At 61.5% G+C, this 19,053-nt stretch carries 11 protein-coding genes and 1 tRNA gene; 7 read left to right on the forward strand and 5 right to left on the reverse strand.

Annotation, left to right across the window (positions count from 1 at the left end; translation table 11 throughout):
* Positions 1-148 precede the first annotated feature (148 nt).
* From AB8C10_RS02450 to AB8C10_RS02460, 3 genes are all read right to left on the reverse strand, one after another.
* A complete protein-coding gene (locus tag AB8C10_RS02450; RefSeq protein WP_368866725.1) occupies positions 149-1,330 on the reverse strand; it encodes an FAD-binding oxidoreductase in 1,182 nt (393 codons plus the stop codon).
* A 612-nt stretch (positions 1,331-1,942) separates the two neighbouring features.
* Positions 1,943-2,413, reverse strand: coding sequence for an RrF2 family transcriptional regulator (locus AB8C10_RS02455; protein ID WP_049327323.1), 471 nt, complete (start codon positions 2,411-2,413; stop codon positions 1,943-1,945).
* A gap of 374 nt (positions 2,414-2,787) precedes the next feature.
* Positions 2,788-4,638, reverse strand: a complete 1,851-nt coding sequence (locus tag AB8C10_RS02460) for a phosphoenolpyruvate carboxykinase (GTP) (RefSeq protein ID WP_368866726.1) — start codon at positions 4,636-4,638, stop codon at positions 2,788-2,790.
* Positions 4,639-5,137: 499 nt separating this feature from the next.
* Between AB8C10_RS02460 and AB8C10_RS02465 the strand changes: the two genes are divergently transcribed.
* The 5 genes from AB8C10_RS02465 (at position 5,138) to AB8C10_RS02485 (ending at position 10,004) form a co-directional block, all read left to right on the forward strand.
* Positions 5,138-5,213: transfer RNA gene (locus AB8C10_RS02465), tRNA-Arg, on the forward strand.
* A gap of 350 nt (positions 5,214-5,563) precedes the next feature.
* On the forward strand, positions 5,564-7,195 hold the full coding sequence (locus tag AB8C10_RS02470; protein ID WP_368866727.1) for a DNA repair protein: 1,632 nt from the start codon (positions 5,564-5,566) through the stop codon (positions 7,193-7,195).
* On the forward strand, positions 7,195-8,448 hold the full coding sequence (locus tag AB8C10_RS02475) for a cell wall biosynthesis glycosyltransferase (RefSeq protein ID WP_368866728.1): 1,254 nt from the start codon (positions 7,195-7,197) through the stop codon (positions 8,446-8,448). Before AB8C10_RS02470 ends, AB8C10_RS02475 begins: the two co-directional genes overlap by 1 nt.
* 279 nt (positions 8,449-8,727) lie before the next feature.
* Positions 8,728-9,048, forward strand: a complete 321-nt coding sequence (locus AB8C10_RS02480; protein ID WP_315297115.1) for a 2Fe-2S iron-sulfur cluster-binding protein — start codon at positions 8,728-8,730, stop codon at positions 9,046-9,048.
* Between the two features lie 2 nt (positions 9,049-9,050).
* Positions 9,051-10,004: a DUF4232 domain-containing protein gene (locus tag AB8C10_RS02485; protein WP_368866729.1), complete on the forward strand. Its 954-nt coding sequence runs from the start codon at positions 9,051-9,053 to the stop codon at positions 10,002-10,004.
* A 157-nt stretch (positions 10,005-10,161) separates the two neighbouring features.
* Here AB8C10_RS02485 and AB8C10_RS02490 read toward each other — a convergent pair whose 3' ends face one another.
* Positions 10,162-10,749, reverse strand: a complete 588-nt coding sequence (locus tag AB8C10_RS02490; RefSeq protein ID WP_368866730.1) for a malonic semialdehyde reductase — start codon at positions 10,747-10,749, stop codon at positions 10,162-10,164.
* Positions 10,750-10,896: 147 nt separating this feature from the next.
* On the opposite strand from AB8C10_RS02490, the gene AB8C10_RS02495 reads away from it, so the two are divergent.
* A complete protein-coding gene (locus AB8C10_RS02495) occupies positions 10,897-16,386 on the forward strand; it encodes a DEAD/DEAH box helicase (RefSeq protein WP_368866731.1) in 5,490 nt (1,829 codons plus the stop codon).
* 286 nt (positions 16,387-16,672) lie between these two features.
* Here AB8C10_RS02495 and AB8C10_RS02500 read toward each other — a convergent pair whose 3' ends face one another.
* Positions 16,673-17,257 carry a TetR/AcrR family transcriptional regulator gene (locus tag AB8C10_RS02500; protein WP_311450006.1) on the reverse strand — a complete coding sequence of 195 codons (585 nt, stop codon included), beginning with the start codon at positions 17,255-17,257 and terminating at the stop codon, positions 16,673-16,675.
* A 573-nt stretch (positions 17,258-17,830) separates the two neighbouring features.
* Between AB8C10_RS02500 and AB8C10_RS02505 the strand changes: the two genes are divergently transcribed.
* Positions 17,831-18,949: a pseudouridine synthase gene (locus AB8C10_RS02505; RefSeq protein ID WP_368866732.1), complete on the forward strand. Its 1,119-nt coding sequence runs from the start codon at positions 17,831-17,833 to the stop codon at positions 18,947-18,949.
* Positions 18,950-19,053 lie beyond the last annotated feature (104 nt).

A 19,053-nucleotide genomic window follows, 5' to 3' on the forward strand; every position in this document is an offset into this window, starting at 1 on the left:
CTAGCTACTAAAAATCCCGCCTCGCAGATTCGTCTGCGGGGCGGGATTTTTATTTTGAGTTCTAAAAACCCGGCTAGGTTCTTCTGTCTAAGAGGAAGAACCTAGCCGGGTTTAAGAAACCTAGCGGACGAGCCGGCTTACGGGGTTTTTATGCCTCGCGTGCCTGGTCGTGGAGCATCCACTGGTCGGGGCCGAAGATCTCGTAGTTGATGTTCTTGCCGGGAACGCCTGCCTCCACCAGTGCGGAGCGTACGCCCTGCATGAAGGGCAGCGGGCCGCAGAGGTAAACGTTAGCGTTGGAGGGAACGTCCAGCTTGGAGACGTCAACGCGGCCGGTGAAGTCGCCGCCCTCACCTTCGATGAAGGAGACGAGGCGTGCGTTGGGCAGCTTGCCGACGAGCTCGGTGAGCTCTTCGCGCAGGGGCCAGGTGTCCAGGCGGCGATCTGCGTGAACCACGGTCACGGGGCGCTCGGAACCCTTCTCAACCAGCTCGGAGAGGAAGCTGAGCATGGGGGTGGTGCCGATACCTGCGGAGAAGAGGTACAGGGGTGCCTCGGGGTCGCCGAAGCCTTCCAGGGTCAGGTCACCGTAGGGGTTGGAGATCTCGACGACTGCGCCGACTTCCAGCTCGTGCAGGATGGAGGTCATCTCGCCGTTGGGGTCGAGCTTCACACCGATTCGGCGCTGGTTCTTTTCGCTGGGCAGCAGGGTGTACTGGCGTGCCTGGCGCAGACCGTCGCGTGCGGGAACGATGATGGAGATGTACTGGCCACCCTTGGACTCGGTCATAGGGGTCTCGTCGGCGGGCTCGAAGGTCAGAACGACAACGTTCTCGCCGGTCTCCTTGCGCTCAACGAGCTTGAAGGGTGCGAACATGACGTCGTTTGCCTGGGATGCGTACAGGCCCTTCTCCAGCTTGATGAGGGCGTTGCCCATGAGCCAGTAGACCTCGGTCCATGCCTCAACGATTTCGGGGGTAGCCAGGTCGCCCAGGTTAGCGGCGATTGCCTCGAAGAGGTACTTGTAGACGGTGGGGTACTCTTCTTCCTTCAGGCCCAGGGATGCGTGCTTGTGTGCAACGCGGGAGAGGACCTCGTCGGGGTAGGAGTTCGGGTTCTGAACGATGTAGGAGGCGAACACGGCGATGGAGCCTGCCAGCGCCTTGGGCTGGGTGCCTTCGAGCTGAGAGGAGCGGGAGAACATGCCGTCCATCAGGTCGGGGCGAGCGGCGAACATTCGACGGTAGAAGTCGGGGGTGATGTCGTTGATGCGCTCGGCAATGATGGGCAGCGTTGCCTCAATAATGGGGCGGGACTTCTCGGAGAGCATGTCATGCCTTCTTCCTGTGTGGTCACCTCGGTCGTTGTGGTGACGCCCTTGATGTGGGTGATGCGGGGGCGTTCACTCGGACAGCTCAGTTGGTGACAGAGTGTTTACAAAGCACCCTTACCGTAGCATTTTGCGGGGTGTTTGCGCTGAGTGCAGGTCATGCTCCGAGGGTTATTTGGCACTATAGATGCTACTTATGGTTCACCCTGACTCAAAGAGAGAGCCGAGCGTCACACTATATATTTTCAGCACTGCTTTTGAGTTCGCCGGGTGACTAGCCCCGAAGTATGCATAAAAATTCTGGAGCGAAAATATATTTACTACGGAAAGTATGCAGTGTGGTGCAAAAATGAATATGGTCACATTTTCTGCATTTGAAAAGCAAGTTTGCAATTTTCTGCATTTCCTGCACAAATTCAGGAATCACACAGGTTCCAGCACCCCCGCAGACAGAGGCATAGACACTCCCGGTGCTCCCTCAAAAACCTCCGCAGAAAGCCGCCGGGAAAACCCCAACAGGCCCGCGTTAGCCGCAAGAACGCCTTAAAAACTCTATGGAGCCTCCCACCGGAAAGCTCCACAGGTATCATGTATTTCTCGCAGCGTGCCAGCCTAGCGTGCAGGCAACGCATTCTCCGGAGGCGCAAAGCCCAGCTCAACAAACACCGGACCAACGGGGCGCGCACCGGCAGTCAGCTCGCTAATGACCACCGAATCAACCGAAGCATAGAACGCCTCGCGAGCCCTCGCCAGCACATTGCGCAGGCGGCAGAACTTATCCAGCGGGCAGTGGCCGTTCTCATCCTCGCACTCAATCATGGGAATATCGCCCTCAGTAGCGCGAAGAATAGTGCCGACGGTCGCAGAACGACCCGCGTCCGAAAGCATGACGCCACCGGAACGACCGCGAGTCGAGTCCAGGTAACCCATGTTCACGAGGAAAGCCACAGCCTTCGCCACGTGGTTGTAGGGGGTGTCCACTCCCTCAGCAATCTTCTGAGTGGAAAGCTTCTGACCGGGCTCCAGGGCAGACAGGAGCATCAGAACGCGGAGCGAGACATCCGAGAATGCTGTCAAACGCATGGATACTCCTTCTATCCTTCTCGTGTTACCGCCACCTCTACATAGGCGGCAACTATTGCTCTAAACCTGCCTGGGCTCAGACATAGGCTCAGAGCGCTCAAAATCTTACATTGGCATTGTATAGGGGTAGCGAGAGGGCAAGAAATCAGGGCCAGCCATAATCATGCTCTCGTAGCCTTCCCGATATCTTTAGAGTATTTCTCAAGAGCAGATGGACTGCATAGCCTTACACTCACAGCTCTCCGAGAGACGACTCATCACCTCCCATCTGACAGGGATTCAAACGAGCCCCATAAACGGAAGGAAGGAGCGGAATCTCACCGGGAGATTCCGCCCCTTCAAGGCGCTAAACCTTAGGTATTAGCTGGAGTGTCTTAGCCCTCCAGAGCCTTCGCCAGAGCGTCACGCTGTTCGCGAACCTCAGCGGGCAGCTTGTCGCCGAACTTCTCGAGCCACTCGTCGATGCCGGGCAGCTCAGCAGCCCATTCTTCCTTCGAGACAGCCAGAGCAGCCTTCAGCTCATCCTCGGAAATCTCCAGGCCGGTCAGGTCCAGGTCTTCCTTGGTGGGAACGGTGCCCAGGAAGGTCTCCTGGCCGCCAGCCTTGCCGTCCAGGCGGTCGAAGATCCACTTCACGACGCGAGAGTTCTCGCCGAAGCCGGGCCATGCGAAGCCGCCATCGGGGGTGCGGCGGAACCAGTTGACGTAGTAGACCTTCGGCATGTTCTCAGCGCCGTGCTTCTTGCCCAGGTCAATCCAGTGCTTGAAGTAGTCACCAGCGTTGTAACCAATGAAGGGCAGCATTGCCATCGGGTCGCGGCGAATCACGCCGACAGCACCCTTAGCGGCCGCGGTGGTCTCAGAGGACAGGGTGACAGCGCGGAACACGCCCTGCTCCCAGCTCTCAGACTCAGAAACCAGCGGAACGGTGGTCTTGCGGCGACCGCCCAGAACGATAGCGCTCAGCGGCACACCCTCGGGGTCGTAGTACTCGGGAGCGAGCATGTCGACCTGGGATGCGGGGGTGCAGAAGCGGGAGTTCGGGTGAGCTGCGGGGCGGCCGGACTCGGGGGTCCAGTCCTTGCCGGTCCAGTCAATCAGGTGTGCGGGAGCCTCGTCGGTCTTGCCCTCCCACCAGACGGAGCCGTCGTCAGTCAGTGCAACGTTGGTGAAGATGGTGTTGCCCTTGGCGATAGCCTTCATAGCGTTCGGGTTGGTGGAGTAACCGGTACCCGGTGCCACGCCGAACAGGCCAGCCTCGGGGTTGACCACGCGTGCCTGGTGGTTCTCGTCGAACTCAATCCATGCGATGTCGTCGCCGACCATCTCAGCCTTCCAGCCGTCAATGGTGGGCTCCATCATTGCGAAGTTGGTCTTACCGCAAGCCGAGGGGAACGCTGCGGAGATGTAGCGAACCTTGCCCTCGGGGTTGGTCATCTTCAGGATGAGCATGTGCTCTGCCATCCAGCCCTCGTCGCGACCGATAACGGATGCGATACGCAGTGCGTAGCACTTCTTGCCGAGCAGTGCGTTACCACCGTAGCCGGAGCCGAAGGACCAAATCTCGCGGGTCTCGGGGAACTGGACGATGTACTTCTCGGGGTTGCAGGGCCAGGGAACGTCTTCCTGACCGGGCTCCAGGGGTGCACCAACAGAGTGCAGAGCCTTGACGAAGAAGCCGTTGGTCTCGTTCAGCTTGGCAAGAACGTCCTTACCAATGGTCGCCATGATGCGCATCGAGCAGACAACGTATGCGGAGTCGCTCAGCTCAACAGCGATCTTGGGGTTCTTAGCCTTCAGGGAGCCCATGACGAAGGGAATGACGTACATGGTGCGACCGCGCATGGAGCCCTCGAACAGACCGGAGAGGGTCTGCTTCATTTCGACGGGGTCACGCCAGTTGTTGGTCGGGCCTGCACCCTCTTCGGTCTCGGAGCAGATGAAGGTGCGCTCCTCGACGCGTGCCACGTCATCGGGATCAGAGAAAGCTGCGTAAGAGTTCGGGAATTCGTGATCGCTCAGGCGAACAAAGGTGCCAGCGTCGACCAGTTCCTGTGCCAGGCGGTCGTATTCTTCCTGGGTGCCGTCGACCCAGTAGATGTGTGCGGGCTGGGTCAGGGCCGCAACTTCGCGAACCCAATCCAGAAGGCCCTGGTGGGTAGTGGGTGCACTCTGCAGCTCCTTTTCGAGCTCAGCAGAGAGAGTACGAGTTGAGGTGTCAGCCATTGACGTTTTCCCCTTCAATCGGTGGCCCGGATACTACGTTGATCCGGATAGGTCTGCAGTAACAAAGAAGCAGTTAAACACTACAAGCGTGCAAATAATCGTGAATATGCACGCTTGGACAGTCTCCACTTCCTCGTGATGCTTACAGAATAACGCATTAATGACCCGAACACCCCTCTATGACGCTATTTCTTACGTTCCGCGCATCACATTCTTTTGGGGCGAAAAGATTTTTTGAAGTATTTTTGAGTGATTCTGCAGGGTCGAGGCGGGTGTTTCGGGCGGTTCCAGGGCAGGTTTTGGAGCGAAACAAAAATATTTTGAAAAAATTTTGCGAACACAAAAACCGCGGAATCATGCGGCAAAACGGGGTATTTTCGACTCCTTCGGAGGGGAATTTGGGTAGATTTCGAGATTTTCGGCTTGCACGCCCTCGAGGACATCCGTATAGTAGTACCTGTTGCCGCGACGGGTTGAAGAAATCCGAAGCGAGGAACATGCGCCTGTAGCTCAACGGATAGAGCATCTGACTACGGATCAGAAGGTTGGGGGTTCGAATCCCTTCGGGCGCACCACCGATCCCCGGTTCTTCGGAACCGGGGATTTTTTGTGTACCCAGAAGTTGTGTGCAGAAGGCGCCACTCACTCGGCAGACGGCGCGGTATGCAGAAACACAGCATACAGAAACTACAGACGTGTAGAAGCTGCGGCATGCAGAGATACCTATATAGAGGTGTAGCGAAGACGCTCCACCGACCGCCGCATCCGCGCCCAAAAACTGCACTAAAAGTGCGCCTCAACCTGTGAATCCACAGATTTATGCTCCCAGATGACGTGCTCCGGGGCACACCCGCCAAAAAACGCCTACGATGGAAAGAGGACCCTCCACACATAGGCTGGAGAGCAGACAACGCGAAGGAGCACTATGGCACAGCTATCCATTCCGCAGTCCCTGATAGGTGCGCTCATCGACATAGCCGACCTGGGAACGCTCGACTACTTCCCGCCCACCGAACGATGCGCCCACTGGTCCCTCTATGACGCGCAGCGTCGGGAACTTCTCTGCCCCTGCGCACCCGCCGCCAACACCACCACGGAGAAACTCTTTGAGGCCGCGGCGAAGATTCTCTACGAGAACTTCCCCCGATATATCGACTCACCCGAGGAAATCATTCCTTATACCTCCCGTCAGGAACTTGTCGCCGCCCTGCGTCGCGGCGAGGAAGAGCCTGCAGAAGAGGAGCAGGACGAGCTGCAGGTAGCCGAAGCTGCCGCAGACCCTGTTACTGGGGTTGAGGCTGAGGTTGAAACTATTTCTGTCGAACCTGCCGCAACTGAGGATGCTGAAGTTAGCGCAGCAGATACTCCGCAGCCCGCAGCCCCCAAGCCTGCTGCACCCAAGCCGGCGCCCTCCCCCGCACTCTTTGCGGCACGTGCGGCACAGGCGCCCAGCCCGGCTCTCGGAGTGCCGGAAGAAGCATCTGTGGAAGCCCCCGCAGAGGCGGTTGCAGAAGAGACGGTTCCGACGCCCGCCGCGGTTGCCCCCGCAGCGCCCAAGCCCGCTGCGCCCAAGCCTACCGTTCCCAAGCCTGCAGTGCCGACTCCCGGCGCACCCTCCCCCGGTATGTTCCGCAAGTCCACGCTGACCTACCGACCGCCGCGCATCGAAGAGTACCTGGAGGGTCTGCGCGCCCGTCAGCAGGCAGCAGAAGAAGCTGCCGAAGCCGCCGCCGCGGAATCTAACCAGTCGGCAGCGGCAACCGAGCAGGCAGCCGTTGAAGATCAGCCGGTGCTCGCCCAGTCCTTGCCGAGTGCGCCCGCAGCCCCGAAGCCGACCGCGCCGAAGCCGACCGCGCCGAAACCGGGTGCGCCGAAGCTTGCCGTGCCCACCCCGAGTGCACCCGCCGCTCAGCCAGCAGTAGAGCCGGTAGCCGCAGCGCCTCGCGGCGTTACCGCCGAGGATCGCGAACGCAGCTACCGCCTGCGCCCGAGCCTACGCGCCCGCCTCGACCGCGAAAACATCAGCGAAGAACTCGTGCGCACCATCCTGCGCGAAGGCGAAGCGGAACGCATCAACGACTGGACCATCCGCTTCACGCACGATGACTACCGCGTTGACGTGAACACCGCCTCCGCGGAAGTCATTACCGTGATCGACGAATACGACGCCGACTACAACGAGGCGGCGCAGGCATCCCTGGCGCAGGGCGAATACACTTCGCTCAATGCCCTGGAGCTTGAGTTCAGCGAGCGCGCCCGCACCTTCCTGAAGAAGAACCCGCCGTTCGTTTTCGATCTGATGCTTCAGACGCTGAACAGCCCCGAAAGCGTGCGCATGGCTGACGGCTGGACCCGCATCTACGCGGCGCAGGGTCTGGAAATTGCAATCTCGCCGGATGAGCGGACCGTTCTGGCTCTGGCGAAGACCCCGGATTTCCATCACCTGCACGCGGAAGCCCTGCGTAAGGCGCAGCTCGATGAGCTCAGCAACACCCTGGCGAAGCAGGCAGAAGATAAGGCAACCCAGGCAGAAAACACTACTGAGGAGGAGAAATAATGTCCGCGAAGCAGATTACCGTTCCTCTTGAGGTGTACGTTCGCCTGCAGGAGCTTGCCTCCCTAGCCGCCTATAGCTACCGGGATAATCAGGGTTCCGAAGAGAACACTGCAAGCGATAAGCCGTGGGATTTATTCGCTAAGGATGGCGCCTCTCTGCTCGATGAGAACGGCGCGCTCAAGCCCGAAGCGGCAGAGCTCTACTTCACCCTGTTGCCGCTCATTGCCCAGGAGTTCGTGGAACAGCAGCAGGCCCTCGTGGACGCTTACCGTCAGGCACCCAAGCCCGCCGCCGCACGCGCCAAGATTCGCCCCTCCAACCAGCGCCTTATCCCGCTGACCGAGGTGCCTCTGGAGAACCAGCGTATTGCCGCACGCATCGAGAAGGAATTCTACGGCGACGTGCCGCCGCGCCGCCGCATCTACGGTGTGCTCCCCGGCGTGATGGACTACATGATGCGCCACGGCCTCACCTACGAGCTGCTACTGGACATCATCGAATCGCCCGCAAGCACCGTGGTTCAGGAGAGCGCGCAGGAGAACCGTTACGGCCGCGAAGTCACCCTCTATACGCATGAGGAGGAAGGCTACCAGGTGGTGCTCAACCCCCTGACCGCCGAGGTACTCGCGCTACGCCCGCTGCAGGCCCTCGCGGGAGGCTACCAGCTCTCCCCGGAGGCTCAGGCTCAGCTCAAGGCGCTCGGTCTGACCGGCGAGTATATTGCCCGCATTCTCGATGAGGCTGAGGACCGCCGCCCGATTCCTGGCAGTAGCCGCACCGTGTACTCGCTCAACGGCTACCAGGTGGAGTTCTCGCACTCCGACCAGCAGGTGATTCGTATTAGTCGCGGCACCGCGCCCAGCCGTAACCCCTTCGAATCGCAGCCGAGGATGAGCGGCACGAAGAGGCAGCGCGGTCGCAAGATCCCGCACGATGTGGATGCGTTCGTGCAGCTACTGCAGGAGCACGGCTTCACCATCACCATGGGTGGTAAGCACTACGATATCCGCCACGAGAAGCTGGCTCCGGGGCAGAAGGCGGTCACCTCGGTGACTCCCTCGGATTCGCAGCGTTGGCACCTGAACTCGGCACGCCAGATCCGCAATACCTTCGGTATTGACCTGCGCTACGCCGACCCGCGCGATAGCGTGCGAGGTATTGTGCGCGGTCCGGGACGAAGCGTCCAGAATACTGATGACCACAGCGCAGAAAAGCAGGACGCCGAGAAGAGCGCGGAGAAGGAATCCGAGTAGGTCTTCGTCACCGTTAAAGCGCACCCGCGTGCCGGTTCTTTATACTGCCCCCAGCATGTCTTTGCATCTGGGGGCAGTATTCATTGGCGCCAATATCCCGCGTTGTCAGGGCAATACGGGGTAGACTGGGGGCAATACAGACATGCTACTCAGCATAAAAATTAATATGCGTTCCCGTGATATGCGTGACGGTAGGGTTGGGGATGCGCCACAAAGTACGGTGAATAACAGCCCCTACCTCTACAATAGAAACGCATCACTACAGAAGAAGGAGAACGCATGGGCGTAACGATTAAGGTCACTGACGAAGCAGGCGTAAACTACGACATTCAGTGGGAAGACCACCACACCCTCCTGGAAACCCTCCAGGCTAACGGCGTGCCGGTCCTCGCAACCTGCGGTGGTAACGCATCCTGCGCTACCTGCCACGGCTTCATCGACCCCGAGCACTTCGCAGCTTCCGGTGAGCGCACCGAAGCTGAGCAGGACCTGCTCGACATGGTCGACGATGTCGCCAACGAGTACTCTCGCCTGTGCTGCCAGGTCGAGTACGCCCCCGGTATGGACGGAGCAGAAATCCAAATGCAGGCGGCGATGTAATCATGTTTAAATCGGCTCAGGTACTCGCATCAACCACCCTCCTCTGTTGCGTGCTAGCGCTCAGTGGATGCGGCGCGTCCCAGGCCGGTCAGGAAGCTGAAGGTACCTCGGCACAGCCGAGCGCTTCGGCTTCGGTCAAGCCCGGCACGATTCGAGTAGCCTCCGACGGGGCTACCCCTTCGGTGACCCCGGGCTCCATTACCGTGGTGAACTCCCCCGACGCGGAACACCACGGGTCTTCCTCTGAGCACTCTGAGTCTTCTTCCCACACCGAGACTCACGAGTCGAAGCAGAGCTCTGACTCTCATTCTTCTGAGTCCTCCCACGAGGGTTCCGAGCAGAACAAGTCGGACGACTCTGATTCTCAGCAGGACTCCCAGAAGGGCTCAGACTCGTCTTCACAGTCGGGTTCTCGCTCTTCGGGCAACTCTTCGAACTCCTCCGGTTCCTCGAACTCGTCGAATTCTTCCAACTCCTCGAATTCCTCGAGCTCTTCGGAGAAGTCCTCTAACTCCTCCAACAACACCGCTGCTGAGGGACCGACCCAGTGCGATCTGGACGACCTGAACGTTTCGGTTGCTATTGGAGAAGGCTCCCCCGGCGCCCGAAACTACACCCTGTACTTCCAGAACTCCTCGAACTCCCCCTGCACCCTGCGCGGCTACCCGCGCGTGGTCCATGCGGGTCCTTCGGGAACCTGGGTTGGTCGTGAGGCTTCCACCTCCGACGAGTACATGAACCCTGCGGGTGTGACCCTCAACCCCGGCGATAGCACCACCGCGGTACTGCGTTCGGTGTACCCGGCACGCTTCGGCGACGATTGCGGTAGCCGCCCGGTTCAGGGCTTCCTGGTGGGTCTTCCCTCCGGTTCCGGTGGCGTGATTGTTCCGCTGGATACGACCGCGTGTTCCTCGTCTGTTCCGCAGCTGTCGGTGGGTCAGTTTGGTGCCCGCTAACGCGGCATTGCAGATGTGACAACATCTCTGGCACGTTGTGTGCGCATATAGTTCACATATAGTTCAAGGGCGGTTCCCCGCGATGGGGAACCGCCCTTGAACTATCTATAAGCCTAAATCTAGGGTTTAGCTTTAGCTATGCGGTAGCCGCGTACTCTTAGAGGGAGCGGGCAACCTCATCGTGGCTGAAGCGTGCACCGCGCGGGTATGCGGGAGCCTCGCCGTGACCGATGTTGACGACGAGGAAAGGGATCTCTGCGTTGTCCGCGAAGAATTCCTTCTTGATGCCAGCGAAGTCTGCGCCGGTCATGGGGCCGGCATCCAGACCGAGGGCGCGGATTGCGGTGATGAAGTAGCCTGCCTGCAGGTGAGCGCTCAGCTCAGCGGCGGGGGTGGCGAGTTCTTCGGTGGTGTAGAAGCCCTTGATGAAGCCAGCAGCGTTGGGGTTGAAGGTGTCAGCGTGCTCTACCCAGTTCGCGTCTGCGGAGAGGATTGCGGTCACCGGTGCCGCCTGGGTCTTAGCCTTGTTGCCGTCAGCCAGGTGTGCGACGAGGCGCTCGCGTGCCTCGGGGCTCTTGACCCAGGTGATGCGCAGGGGCTGGCTGTTGAAGGCGGTGGGGCCGTAGAAGGTGAGCTCCTGGATGCGGCGCAGCTGCTCGTCGGTGACGGGCTCCTCGGTGAAGGAGGAGACGGTGCGCGGCTCGTGGAAGAGGTTGATGAGCTGTTCGTCGTTCAGGCGGGTCATGGTGGTGCTCCTTTGTGTTGTTCTCTCAATCGATTACTTTACAAGTAAAACATTATGGGCTTGTTGGGAACCTGTCAAGCACATCTTCCTCCCCCAGCCCCCAACAATTCAAGAGGCGCACACCATAAACCCCGCCATAATAGATACATGACCGACGCACTCTCCCACTTCTCCGCCCCCGTACGCGACTGGTTCCGCGCCACCTTCAGCGCACCCACCGCCGCCCAAGAAGGCGCCTGGGAGAGCATCCGCAACGGCAACAACACCCTCATCATCGCCCCCACCGGCTCCGGCAAAACCCTCGCCGCCTTCCTCTGGGCACTCGACGCCCTCCACCGCGAACACGAAACCGGCACCGCGGGCGGCACGCGCATCCTCTACATCTCACCCCTCAAAGCACTCGGTGCGGACGTCGAACGCAACCTACGCGCGCCCCTCGCCGGAATCACCCGCCTGAGCGGCAACGACACTGGCGAGCCGAGCATCACCGTGGGCGTGCGCAGCGGCGACACCCCCGCACGCGAACGCCGCCAACTCATCAGCAACCCACCCGACATTCTCATCACCACCCCCGAATCCCTCTACCTCATGCTCACCAGCGCCGCCCGCAACACCCTCGCCGGCGTGACCACCGTGATTGTGGACGAGATTCACAACCTTGCCGCCACCAAACGCGGCGCGCACCTGGCAGTATCCCTCGAACGCCTCGATGCGCTCCTCGAAAAGCCCGCACAGCGCATTGGTCTCTCCGCAACCGTCGAAAACCCGGAGGCGGTCGCCCGGTTCCTCGGTGGCATTCAGCCGGTGACCATCATGAGCCGCCCGGTTGCCAAAGAATGGGACCTGCGCCTGAGTGTGCCCGTGCCCGATATGGCGGCGCTCGGAGGCGCCAACGACTACGGGCAGGGGCTCTACGCGCCCTCAGAATACACACCCTCGGAGATGCAGGGAGGCGCGGGCTCAGCTTCTAGCGGCTCGCCGCAGGGTACAGCGCAGCCTGCTTCCAGCGCCACAAACGCCCCGGCGAGCGTGCCCTACACGCTCGAAGATGCCATTGGCGTGTTCCCTGGTCAAATAGCACGGCAGGAAGCCGGGCAGGTGAACCCGGCGCAGGAGGGTGATAACGCCGCGCCCAAAAATACGCTCACTATCCCGGAAGAATCACTCCGCGAAACTCCTGATAGCGCGCGCCCTGAGACTTCCATTTGGCCGCGTGTGCAGGAACGCATCGTCGACCATATTGAGAAGAACCGTTCTACGATTGTTTTCGTTAACTCGCGTGGACTAGCGGAAAAGCTCACCGCAGCACTCAACGATATTCACCTGCGCCGCGTCCTCGCGAAGCAGGGCATCAGTCCCGAAGACTACGCGGCAGGCATCTCTGATATCGCCGAAGTACCGCCGCTCGCCCGCGCGCACCACGGTTCCGTATCCAAGGAGCAGCGCACCCTCATCGAGGAGGCGCTCAAGGGCGGAACCCTGCGCTGTGTGGTCGCCACCAGCTCCCTGGAGCTGGGCATCGATATGGGCCACGTGGACCTTGTCATTCAGGTGGCGGCGCCGCCCTCGGTCGCCTCCGCACTGCAGCGTGTGGGGCGCGCCGGACACCGCGTGGGCGAAATTTCGCGCGGCTTCTTCTACCCCAAGCACCGCGGCGACCTACTCGGAGCAACCGTCACCCTCGCCGGCATGCGCAGCGGAACCCTCGAGCCGCTTACCGTCCCCACCAACCCCCTGGACGTGCTCGCACAGCAGACCGTCGCCGCCTGCGCCCTCGGGCCCATCAGCGTGGACTCCTGGTACGAGGCGCTACGCCGTAGCGCCCCCTACGCCGAGCTGCCGCGCGCCCTCTTCGACTCCGTGCTCGAGATGCTCGCCGGACGCTACCCCTCCGACGAGTTCGCCGAACTGCGCCCGCGCATCATCTGGGACCGCACCCCCACCGAGGAGGCGCCCTCCGGCAGTATTGAGGGCCGCCCCGGTGCGCAGCGCCTCGCCGTCACCAGCGGCGGCACGATTCCCGACCGCGGCCTTTTCCCGGTCTATCTGGTCGGCGGCGATGAGGAGCGCGGCCCCAAGCGCGTGGGTGAGCTCGACGAAGAAATGGTGTACGAATCCCGCGCCGGCGAGGTCATTACCCTGGGCGCGAGCAGCTGGCGCATCGAAGAAATTACGCACGACGCGGTGCGGGTCTCCCCCGCACCCGGTCAGCCCGCGCGCCTGCCCTTCTGGCACGGCGACCGCATGGGCCGCCCCTACGCCCTGGGTGTGCAGACGGGTGCGTTCACGCGCGCCCTCTCCAGCCTGGATGCCACCGATAGCGCCGCCGCCCGCCAGCAGCTCGAACAGCTCGGGCTGGACACCTGGGCGGTCGATAACCTGCTCGCCTACCTGCGTGAGCAGCGCGAATCCACGGGGGCGGTTCCCTCCGATACCCGCATGATTGTGGAGCGGCACCGCGACGAGCTGGGCGATTGGCGCGTGGTCCTGCACTCGCCGCTGGGCTACGGTGTGCACGCTCCCTGGGCGCTGGCGGTGCGTGCCCGCATTGAGGAGCGGTACGGGGTGGATGCCTCGGTCATGGCGAGTGATGACGGCCTGATTCTGCGCCTACCCGCCATGGAGGATGTGCCGCCCGGCGCTGACCTGTTCCTCTTTGACCCGGACGAGCTGGAGGCGATTGTCACCGAACGCGTGGGCGATTCGGCGCTTTTTGCGTCTCGGTTCCGTGAGAATGCGGCGCGTGCCCTGCTGTTGCCGCGCCGTGATCCGGGTAAGCGCACCCCGCTGTGGCAGCAGCGTCAGCGTGCGGCGCAGCTGCTGGATGTAGCGCGTAAGTACCCTGATTTTCCGGTGCTTTTGGAGACGGCGCGCGAGTGCCTGCAGGACGTGTACGATGTTCCGGCGCTGGTTCAGGTGCACCGCTCATTGCAGTCTCGGGCGGCGTCCATGCTGGAGGTTGAGACGAACGAGCCTTCGCCTTTTGCGCGCACTCTGCTCTTTGAGTACGTTGCTGAGCACCTCTACGACGGCGACGCACCCGCCGCCGAACGCCGCGCCGCCGCGCTCTCGCTGGACCCGGCGCTACTGGCTGAACTGCTGGGTTCGAGCGGTCTGCGTGACCTGCTGGATCCGGCGGTGCTGGTGCAGACTCAGCAACGCCTGCAACGCACCGGTGAGCGTTACCGCGCCTCCGGGGTGGAGGGTGTTGCGGATCTTTTGCGTCAGCTGGGTCCGTTGAGCGCGGAGGAGTTGAGCCTGCGTTTGCGCTCTGACAACCCGCAGGCTGAGGCGCCCGGCGCTGAGCATGAGGACTCCGAAAACTACGGCGAGGAGTACGGCACACACGCCAGCACGGAGCAGGCGCGTGCCCTAGCGGAGGAGCTGGTACGCTCGCGCCGCGCGTTCTCGTTCATGGGAACTGCCGATGATACCGCCGAGGAGAACGCCAAGCCGCAGCTGTACTACGCGGTGGTTGAGGATGCCGCGCGCCTGCGCGATGGGCTGGGCATTATGCCCGCCGCGGCGCTTCCTACTGCCCTCTTGGAGCCGGTCGCGGAGCCTCTTGAGGACCTGGTGTCTCGCTACGCGCGCACCCATATTCCTTTTACGGCACTGCAGGCGGCGGAGCATTTTTCGCGCCTGACTCCGGTGGGTGTGGGTGTACTGACCCCGGTGTTGCAGCGCCTTCAGCAGCAGCGCCGCTTGAGCTCCGGTGAGTTCCTGCCCGAGGTGTTGCGCACGCCCGGTGCGGTCGGTGTTGAGTGGGTGGATGCGCAGGTTTTGCGTACGATTCGTGCCCGCTCCCTGGCGGCGCTACGTGAGGAGATTGAGCCGGTATCGGCGCAGGTCTATGGCGCTTTCCTACCTTCCTGGCAGAACGTTCGTTCTTTATCGGTACGGGTTGCACAGACCCTGCCGGAGGCGAGCGCCTACGGTGCATTCCTCCCCTCCCGCCGCACCGCCACGGTGGTGGGCGAGAGGGCGGTACCCCTCAGCCCTGCCGCTGAAAACGGCGCAGAAAACGCCACCGAAAACTCTGCCACCGCAATAGAGGACCTGCTCACCGCCATCGACCAGCTGGCGGGTGTACGCGTCCCCGCCTCCGCCCTGGAGACGCTGATTCTGCCGGCGCGAGTGCCCGGCTACCAGCCGCACATGCTGGACGAGCTTATGGCAAGCGGCAGGGTGTTCTTCACCGGCGCGGGGCAGCTCGGTGGCGGTAGCGCACAGAAGTCTGACGGCTGGATTCGCTTGCATTTGAGCGAGAGTTCTTCGCTGACTCTGGGCGAGGACTACCCGGAGCAGCTGCTGCGCGCGGAGAACCCCGAGCTTTGGGAGGCATTGCAGACTCCTGGCACGCTGGAGCACGCGATCTATGAGGCGCTGGCTCACGGCGGCCTGTTCGTGCCGGCGCTGCGTGAGCGGGTGGCGCAGCTGATGAGTGCGGCGGCGCCCACCGGTCAGGTGGTGACCTTCCCGGATGCGGCGGAGGTTTCGGCGGCGCTGTGGCGTCTGGTGTGGGCTGGTGCGGTGACGAACGATAGTTTCGCGCCGGTTCGGGCAATGCTTGCGGGCGTTCGCAGTGCACATCCGACGCCGGCGGCTCCCGCGCGTCTGTCGCGGGTGGGTCGCCGCGGCGCGGGTCGTATTGCGGCGGCGCGCGCCTCCATGGGTAACGGCATGGCGAGCGGCTACGGTGCTGACAGCTATAGTTCCGGCGGATATTCGGCACCGACTAGCGGATACGGCGCTACCACCGGGCGCGGCCTGCGTTCCCTACGCGGTGGCTTCCATGCCGCCACTCCCGCTGTTGCCCCGCAGGATAGCGGCCGTTTCTCGCGCGTGGACACACTCCTTCAGGAGCCTGTGGAAGCAACGGTTGCGGCGCTCGCACGTGCCGACCTGCTGCTGGACCGCTACGGTGTGCTGACTCGCGGGTGCCTGCAGGTGGAGGATTCTGCCGGCGGGTTCTCGCAGCTGTACCGGATTTATTCGGCGGCTGAGGATCGTGCGCTGGTGCGTCGCGGCTACTTTATTGAGGGTTTGGGCGCGGCTCAGTTTGCCGCCCCGGCGACGGTGGATCTGTTGCGTTCCGCCGCCGATAATCTCAGTATTCCCGCAGGTCCACAGGGTTTCGGTGCGAGCGCCTACACCCCGCAGCGTACCGATACCGAGCAGGTGTACGGCACGTTCACGGTAACTCTGTTGGCGGCGACCGACCCGGCGAACCCGTACGGTGCGGCGTTGAGCTGGCCCGCGATTCCCTCCTTTGCGCACGAGGGTGAGGGCACGGTGAAGCACCGCCCGGCGCGTAAGGCGGGCGCCTGCGTGGTGCTGGTGGACGGCGCCCCGGTGCTGTATGTGGAGCGCGGGGCGAAGACCCTGCTAGCATTTACGACCGACCCGATACTCCTGGAGGCGGCGGCCCCCGCGCTGGCGCGCCTGGTGTCCGCCGGTGGTGCGGAGAAGATTTCGGTGGAGAAGGTCAACGATGTGGAGCTTTTGGGTACCCATACTTTGAGCGCCTCCGGTAGCGAGGTTGTGGAGCATCCGATGGAGGCGCTGCGTGCGGCGCTACAGGCGCAGGGTTTCTATGCGACGGTTCGCGGATTGTCGCTGCGCCGCTCCATTTAGACTGGGCAGAACCTCAAGCTCAGCCTTACATTAAAACAATTCCTTTAACCTCAACCTGAACATCACAAAATCTGAGCATCATAATGCCCCGTACCCTCACGGAAAGGGGGTACGGGGCATTATGTTTCCCTACTCACGAACCGGGTGGTGTTCCCGGAGTCCACCACGTCGCAAGCGGCGTGGTGGAGGAATAACCGCCCGGATGTCCACGTCGCCTTTGCCGTGGAGCACATAACCAAACATCGGAGCGGGAAGTCCTACATTGACCTGTCACCTCTTGAGGTGATTAGTAGCCGCCGGTGAGGGTGTCCACGGCGCCCAAGCACAGGTCGATAGCTTCTTCGAGTCCGAGACCGCGGGAGCGAACGGTGCGCTGATCGCGGGGGTTGAGCTGCACGACGTGCAGGGCAAAGTAATCGACGAGCTGCAACCAGCCTCCGAGGATGACGCGGGTGCGGTCATTAATCGGCATGCCGGTGCGCTCGAGCATCCACTCGAGGTAGTCGGTGGGGTTGTTCGGGAAGTCTTCCCCACCGGGGGTGGGGACACCGGCTACGACGAGGAAGTAGGTGCGCAGTGCCCTGCGGAGTGCTTCCTCGGGGTTTTCGTGGTGCTCGCCAAGAGCCTCAAGGACCGCGTTGGCCTCGCGTCGGGTGACGGCTGCCGCCAGGGAATCCTTGCCGGGGAAGTAGTGGTAGAGCAGGGCTCGGGTGATGCCTGCATCGCGGGCAATAGCGCTCATGGAGGCACCGAGCACGCCGCGGCGAGTGAAATGTTCTGCAGCAATTTTCAGAATTTGCTCTTCGCGTTCGTGCGGTTCCATGCGCAGGGCACCGGTGCGAGGCTCTGCATTCTTTTGTGAATGTTCCATAACCTCTCCTGCTTTATTTTCCGGTGTTTGAGAATTGTCCGATTGCATCGCTGTCATCGGGGCTGTTCCTTTAATCTCTGCATCCTTGCGCTGTTTCTGTCCCATTTCGACCCCTTCGTTCGACATTTCGAACTTCTGTGTCTTAATCGTACCGCTTTAAGGCGGTTTCCAGCCTTTATTAAGGTGTTTATGACGTAGGATGCCAAGGTTAGCAGGTCTTTAATTGCTTTACATCTTTTATACTTAGAAAAACCACAGGGGCTAAATTGAGGGTTATTAGTTTCTGATTTGACAGCATTTTCGAAAATACCGCACTTAAACACTGTTTTTTGTAAAATTAATGCAGCTTTTTTAAATTAAATGTCCAATAATTTCAAAAATTTGTGAAGTTTTCGTTTTTTGCTCCACGCATTCACACAAACGTGCATGAGTGTCAGACAAAACTGATTTTCGCAACCCCACAGCCAGACCCACGGCATTATTTCCACCCGCCTCATCCGGTAGACAGCCCGGTTCAGCTCTGCTCATCTGAGCCGTCACCGACCAGCCCCGCGCAGGCGGTAGAGTAGAGCCATGCCCGCACAGAACACCACCCGCACGCAACCCAGTACACAGCCCGGCGCAAACTACCAGGCGAAGCCTGCACGCCGCACGCACCGACGCCTCCTGACCCCTCCCCTGGCTCAGAAGAACGGCATCGACCCGATTCAGCTGATTCTGCCGCACCTAGAGGAGCTCCCCGTCGAGCTCTTCCCGAATAGCACCGCCCCGGCGACCATTGCGGACTATCTGATTGCGCGCTTCTACCCGAACGACCCGCAGATTATTCACGCCCGATTCGACACTGGCGAGGTGCACCTGGACGACGGCACAATCCTGACCAGCGATAGCCCCTACATGCCGGGCGAGCGCATCTGGTACTTCCGCGAGCTTGCCGACGAACCGGAGCTGCCCTCGGACATGCCGGTGCTCTACGAGGATGAGCACGTGCTGGCGATTGATAAACCGCATTTTCTGCCGACCACCCCGCGCGGTTCCTATATTGCGCAGACTGCGCTGACCAAGTTGCGGGTGCGCGAGCAGAACCCGCTGCTGATTCCGATTCACCGCCTGGACCGCCCGACCGCGGGCGTGTTGCTTTTTGCTAAGACCGTGGAGGCGCGCCGTCCCTTCCAGATGATGTTTCAGCATCGTCAGGTGTCGAAGACCTACCGCGCCGTAGCGCCGGTGCCCGCCGACCCCGCCGCCGCGGAGCGGGCGCTGAGTGCGGAGGGCCTGCAGGTGCGTTCGCATATTCAGAAGATTCGCGATCAGTTGCAGGTTCAGCAGTTTTCTGAGGAACAGTGCGCGGCGCAGGGCGTGGAGCCGAATACGCTGACAACCGCGAAGATTCTGCGGACTTTCACCCCGAGCGCGCAGGCGGTTGAGGGCTGGCGCACCGAACCGAATAGAGAATGGGCGCTCTACGATTTGGCTCCTCACACCGGCAAGACGCACCAGCTGCGGGCGCACCTGAACCTTTTAGGTTCCCCCATTCTGGGCGATGTGCTCTACCCGCAGGTGCTACCCGACGCGCCCGACCGCCCCGAGTACCCGCTGCAGTTGCTGGCGTATAGCCTGCACTTTGAGCACCCCATCACCGGTGAGCGGGTGGATCTGTACAGCGGACGTTCGCTGGCTGCCGCCGCCTAAGCGGTTTTTGAGTGTCGTTCATCCCGTTCCCTGCGGTGCATCTTCTTGGCGGGCTCTCGAAGAGGGATCACACCCGAGAGCCCGCCCACAGCATCCGGGCGCTC

Source organism: Rothia mucilaginosa (assembly GCF_964210535.1).
GTDB lineage: Bacteria > Actinomycetota > Actinomycetes > Actinomycetales > Micrococcaceae > Rothia > Rothia mucilaginosa_F.

Bases quoted from the DNA above. Each gene is read 5' to 3' on its own strand.
- AB8C10_RS02450 (WP_368866725.1), bottom strand. From the start codon at position 1,330: ATGCTCTCCGAGAAGTCCCGCCCCATTATTGAGGCAACGCTGCCCATC.
- AB8C10_RS02455 (WP_049327323.1), bottom strand. From the start codon at position 2,413: ATGCGTTTGACAGCATTCTCGGATGTCTCGCTCCGCGTTCTGATGCTC.
- AB8C10_RS02460 (WP_368866726.1), bottom strand. From the start codon at position 4,638: ATGGCTGACACCTCAACTCGTACTCTCTCTGCTGAGCTCGAAAAGGAG.
- AB8C10_RS02470 (WP_368866727.1), top strand. From the start codon at position 5,564: ATGGCACAGCTATCCATTCCGCAGTCCCTGATAGGTGCGCTCATCGAC.
- AB8C10_RS02475 (WP_368866728.1), top strand. From the start codon at position 7,195: ATGTCCGCGAAGCAGATTACCGTTCCTCTTGAGGTGTACGTTCGCCTG.
- AB8C10_RS02480 (WP_315297115.1), top strand. From the start codon at position 8,728: ATGGGCGTAACGATTAAGGTCACTGACGAAGCAGGCGTAAACTACGAC.
- AB8C10_RS02485 (WP_368866729.1), top strand. From the start codon at position 9,051: ATGTTTAAATCGGCTCAGGTACTCGCATCAACCACCCTCCTCTGTTGC.
- AB8C10_RS02490 (WP_368866730.1), bottom strand. From the start codon at position 10,749: ATGACCCGCCTGAACGACGAACAGCTCATCAACCTCTTCCACGAGCCG.
- AB8C10_RS02495 (WP_368866731.1), top strand. From the start codon at position 10,897: ATGACCGACGCACTCTCCCACTTCTCCGCCCCCGTACGCGACTGGTTC.
- AB8C10_RS02500 (WP_311450006.1), bottom strand. From the start codon at position 17,257: ATGGAACATTCACAAAAGAATGCAGAGCCTCGCACCGGTGCCCTGCGC.
- AB8C10_RS02505 (WP_368866732.1), top strand. From the start codon at position 17,831: ATGCCCGCACAGAACACCACCCGCACGCAACCCAGTACACAGCCCGGC.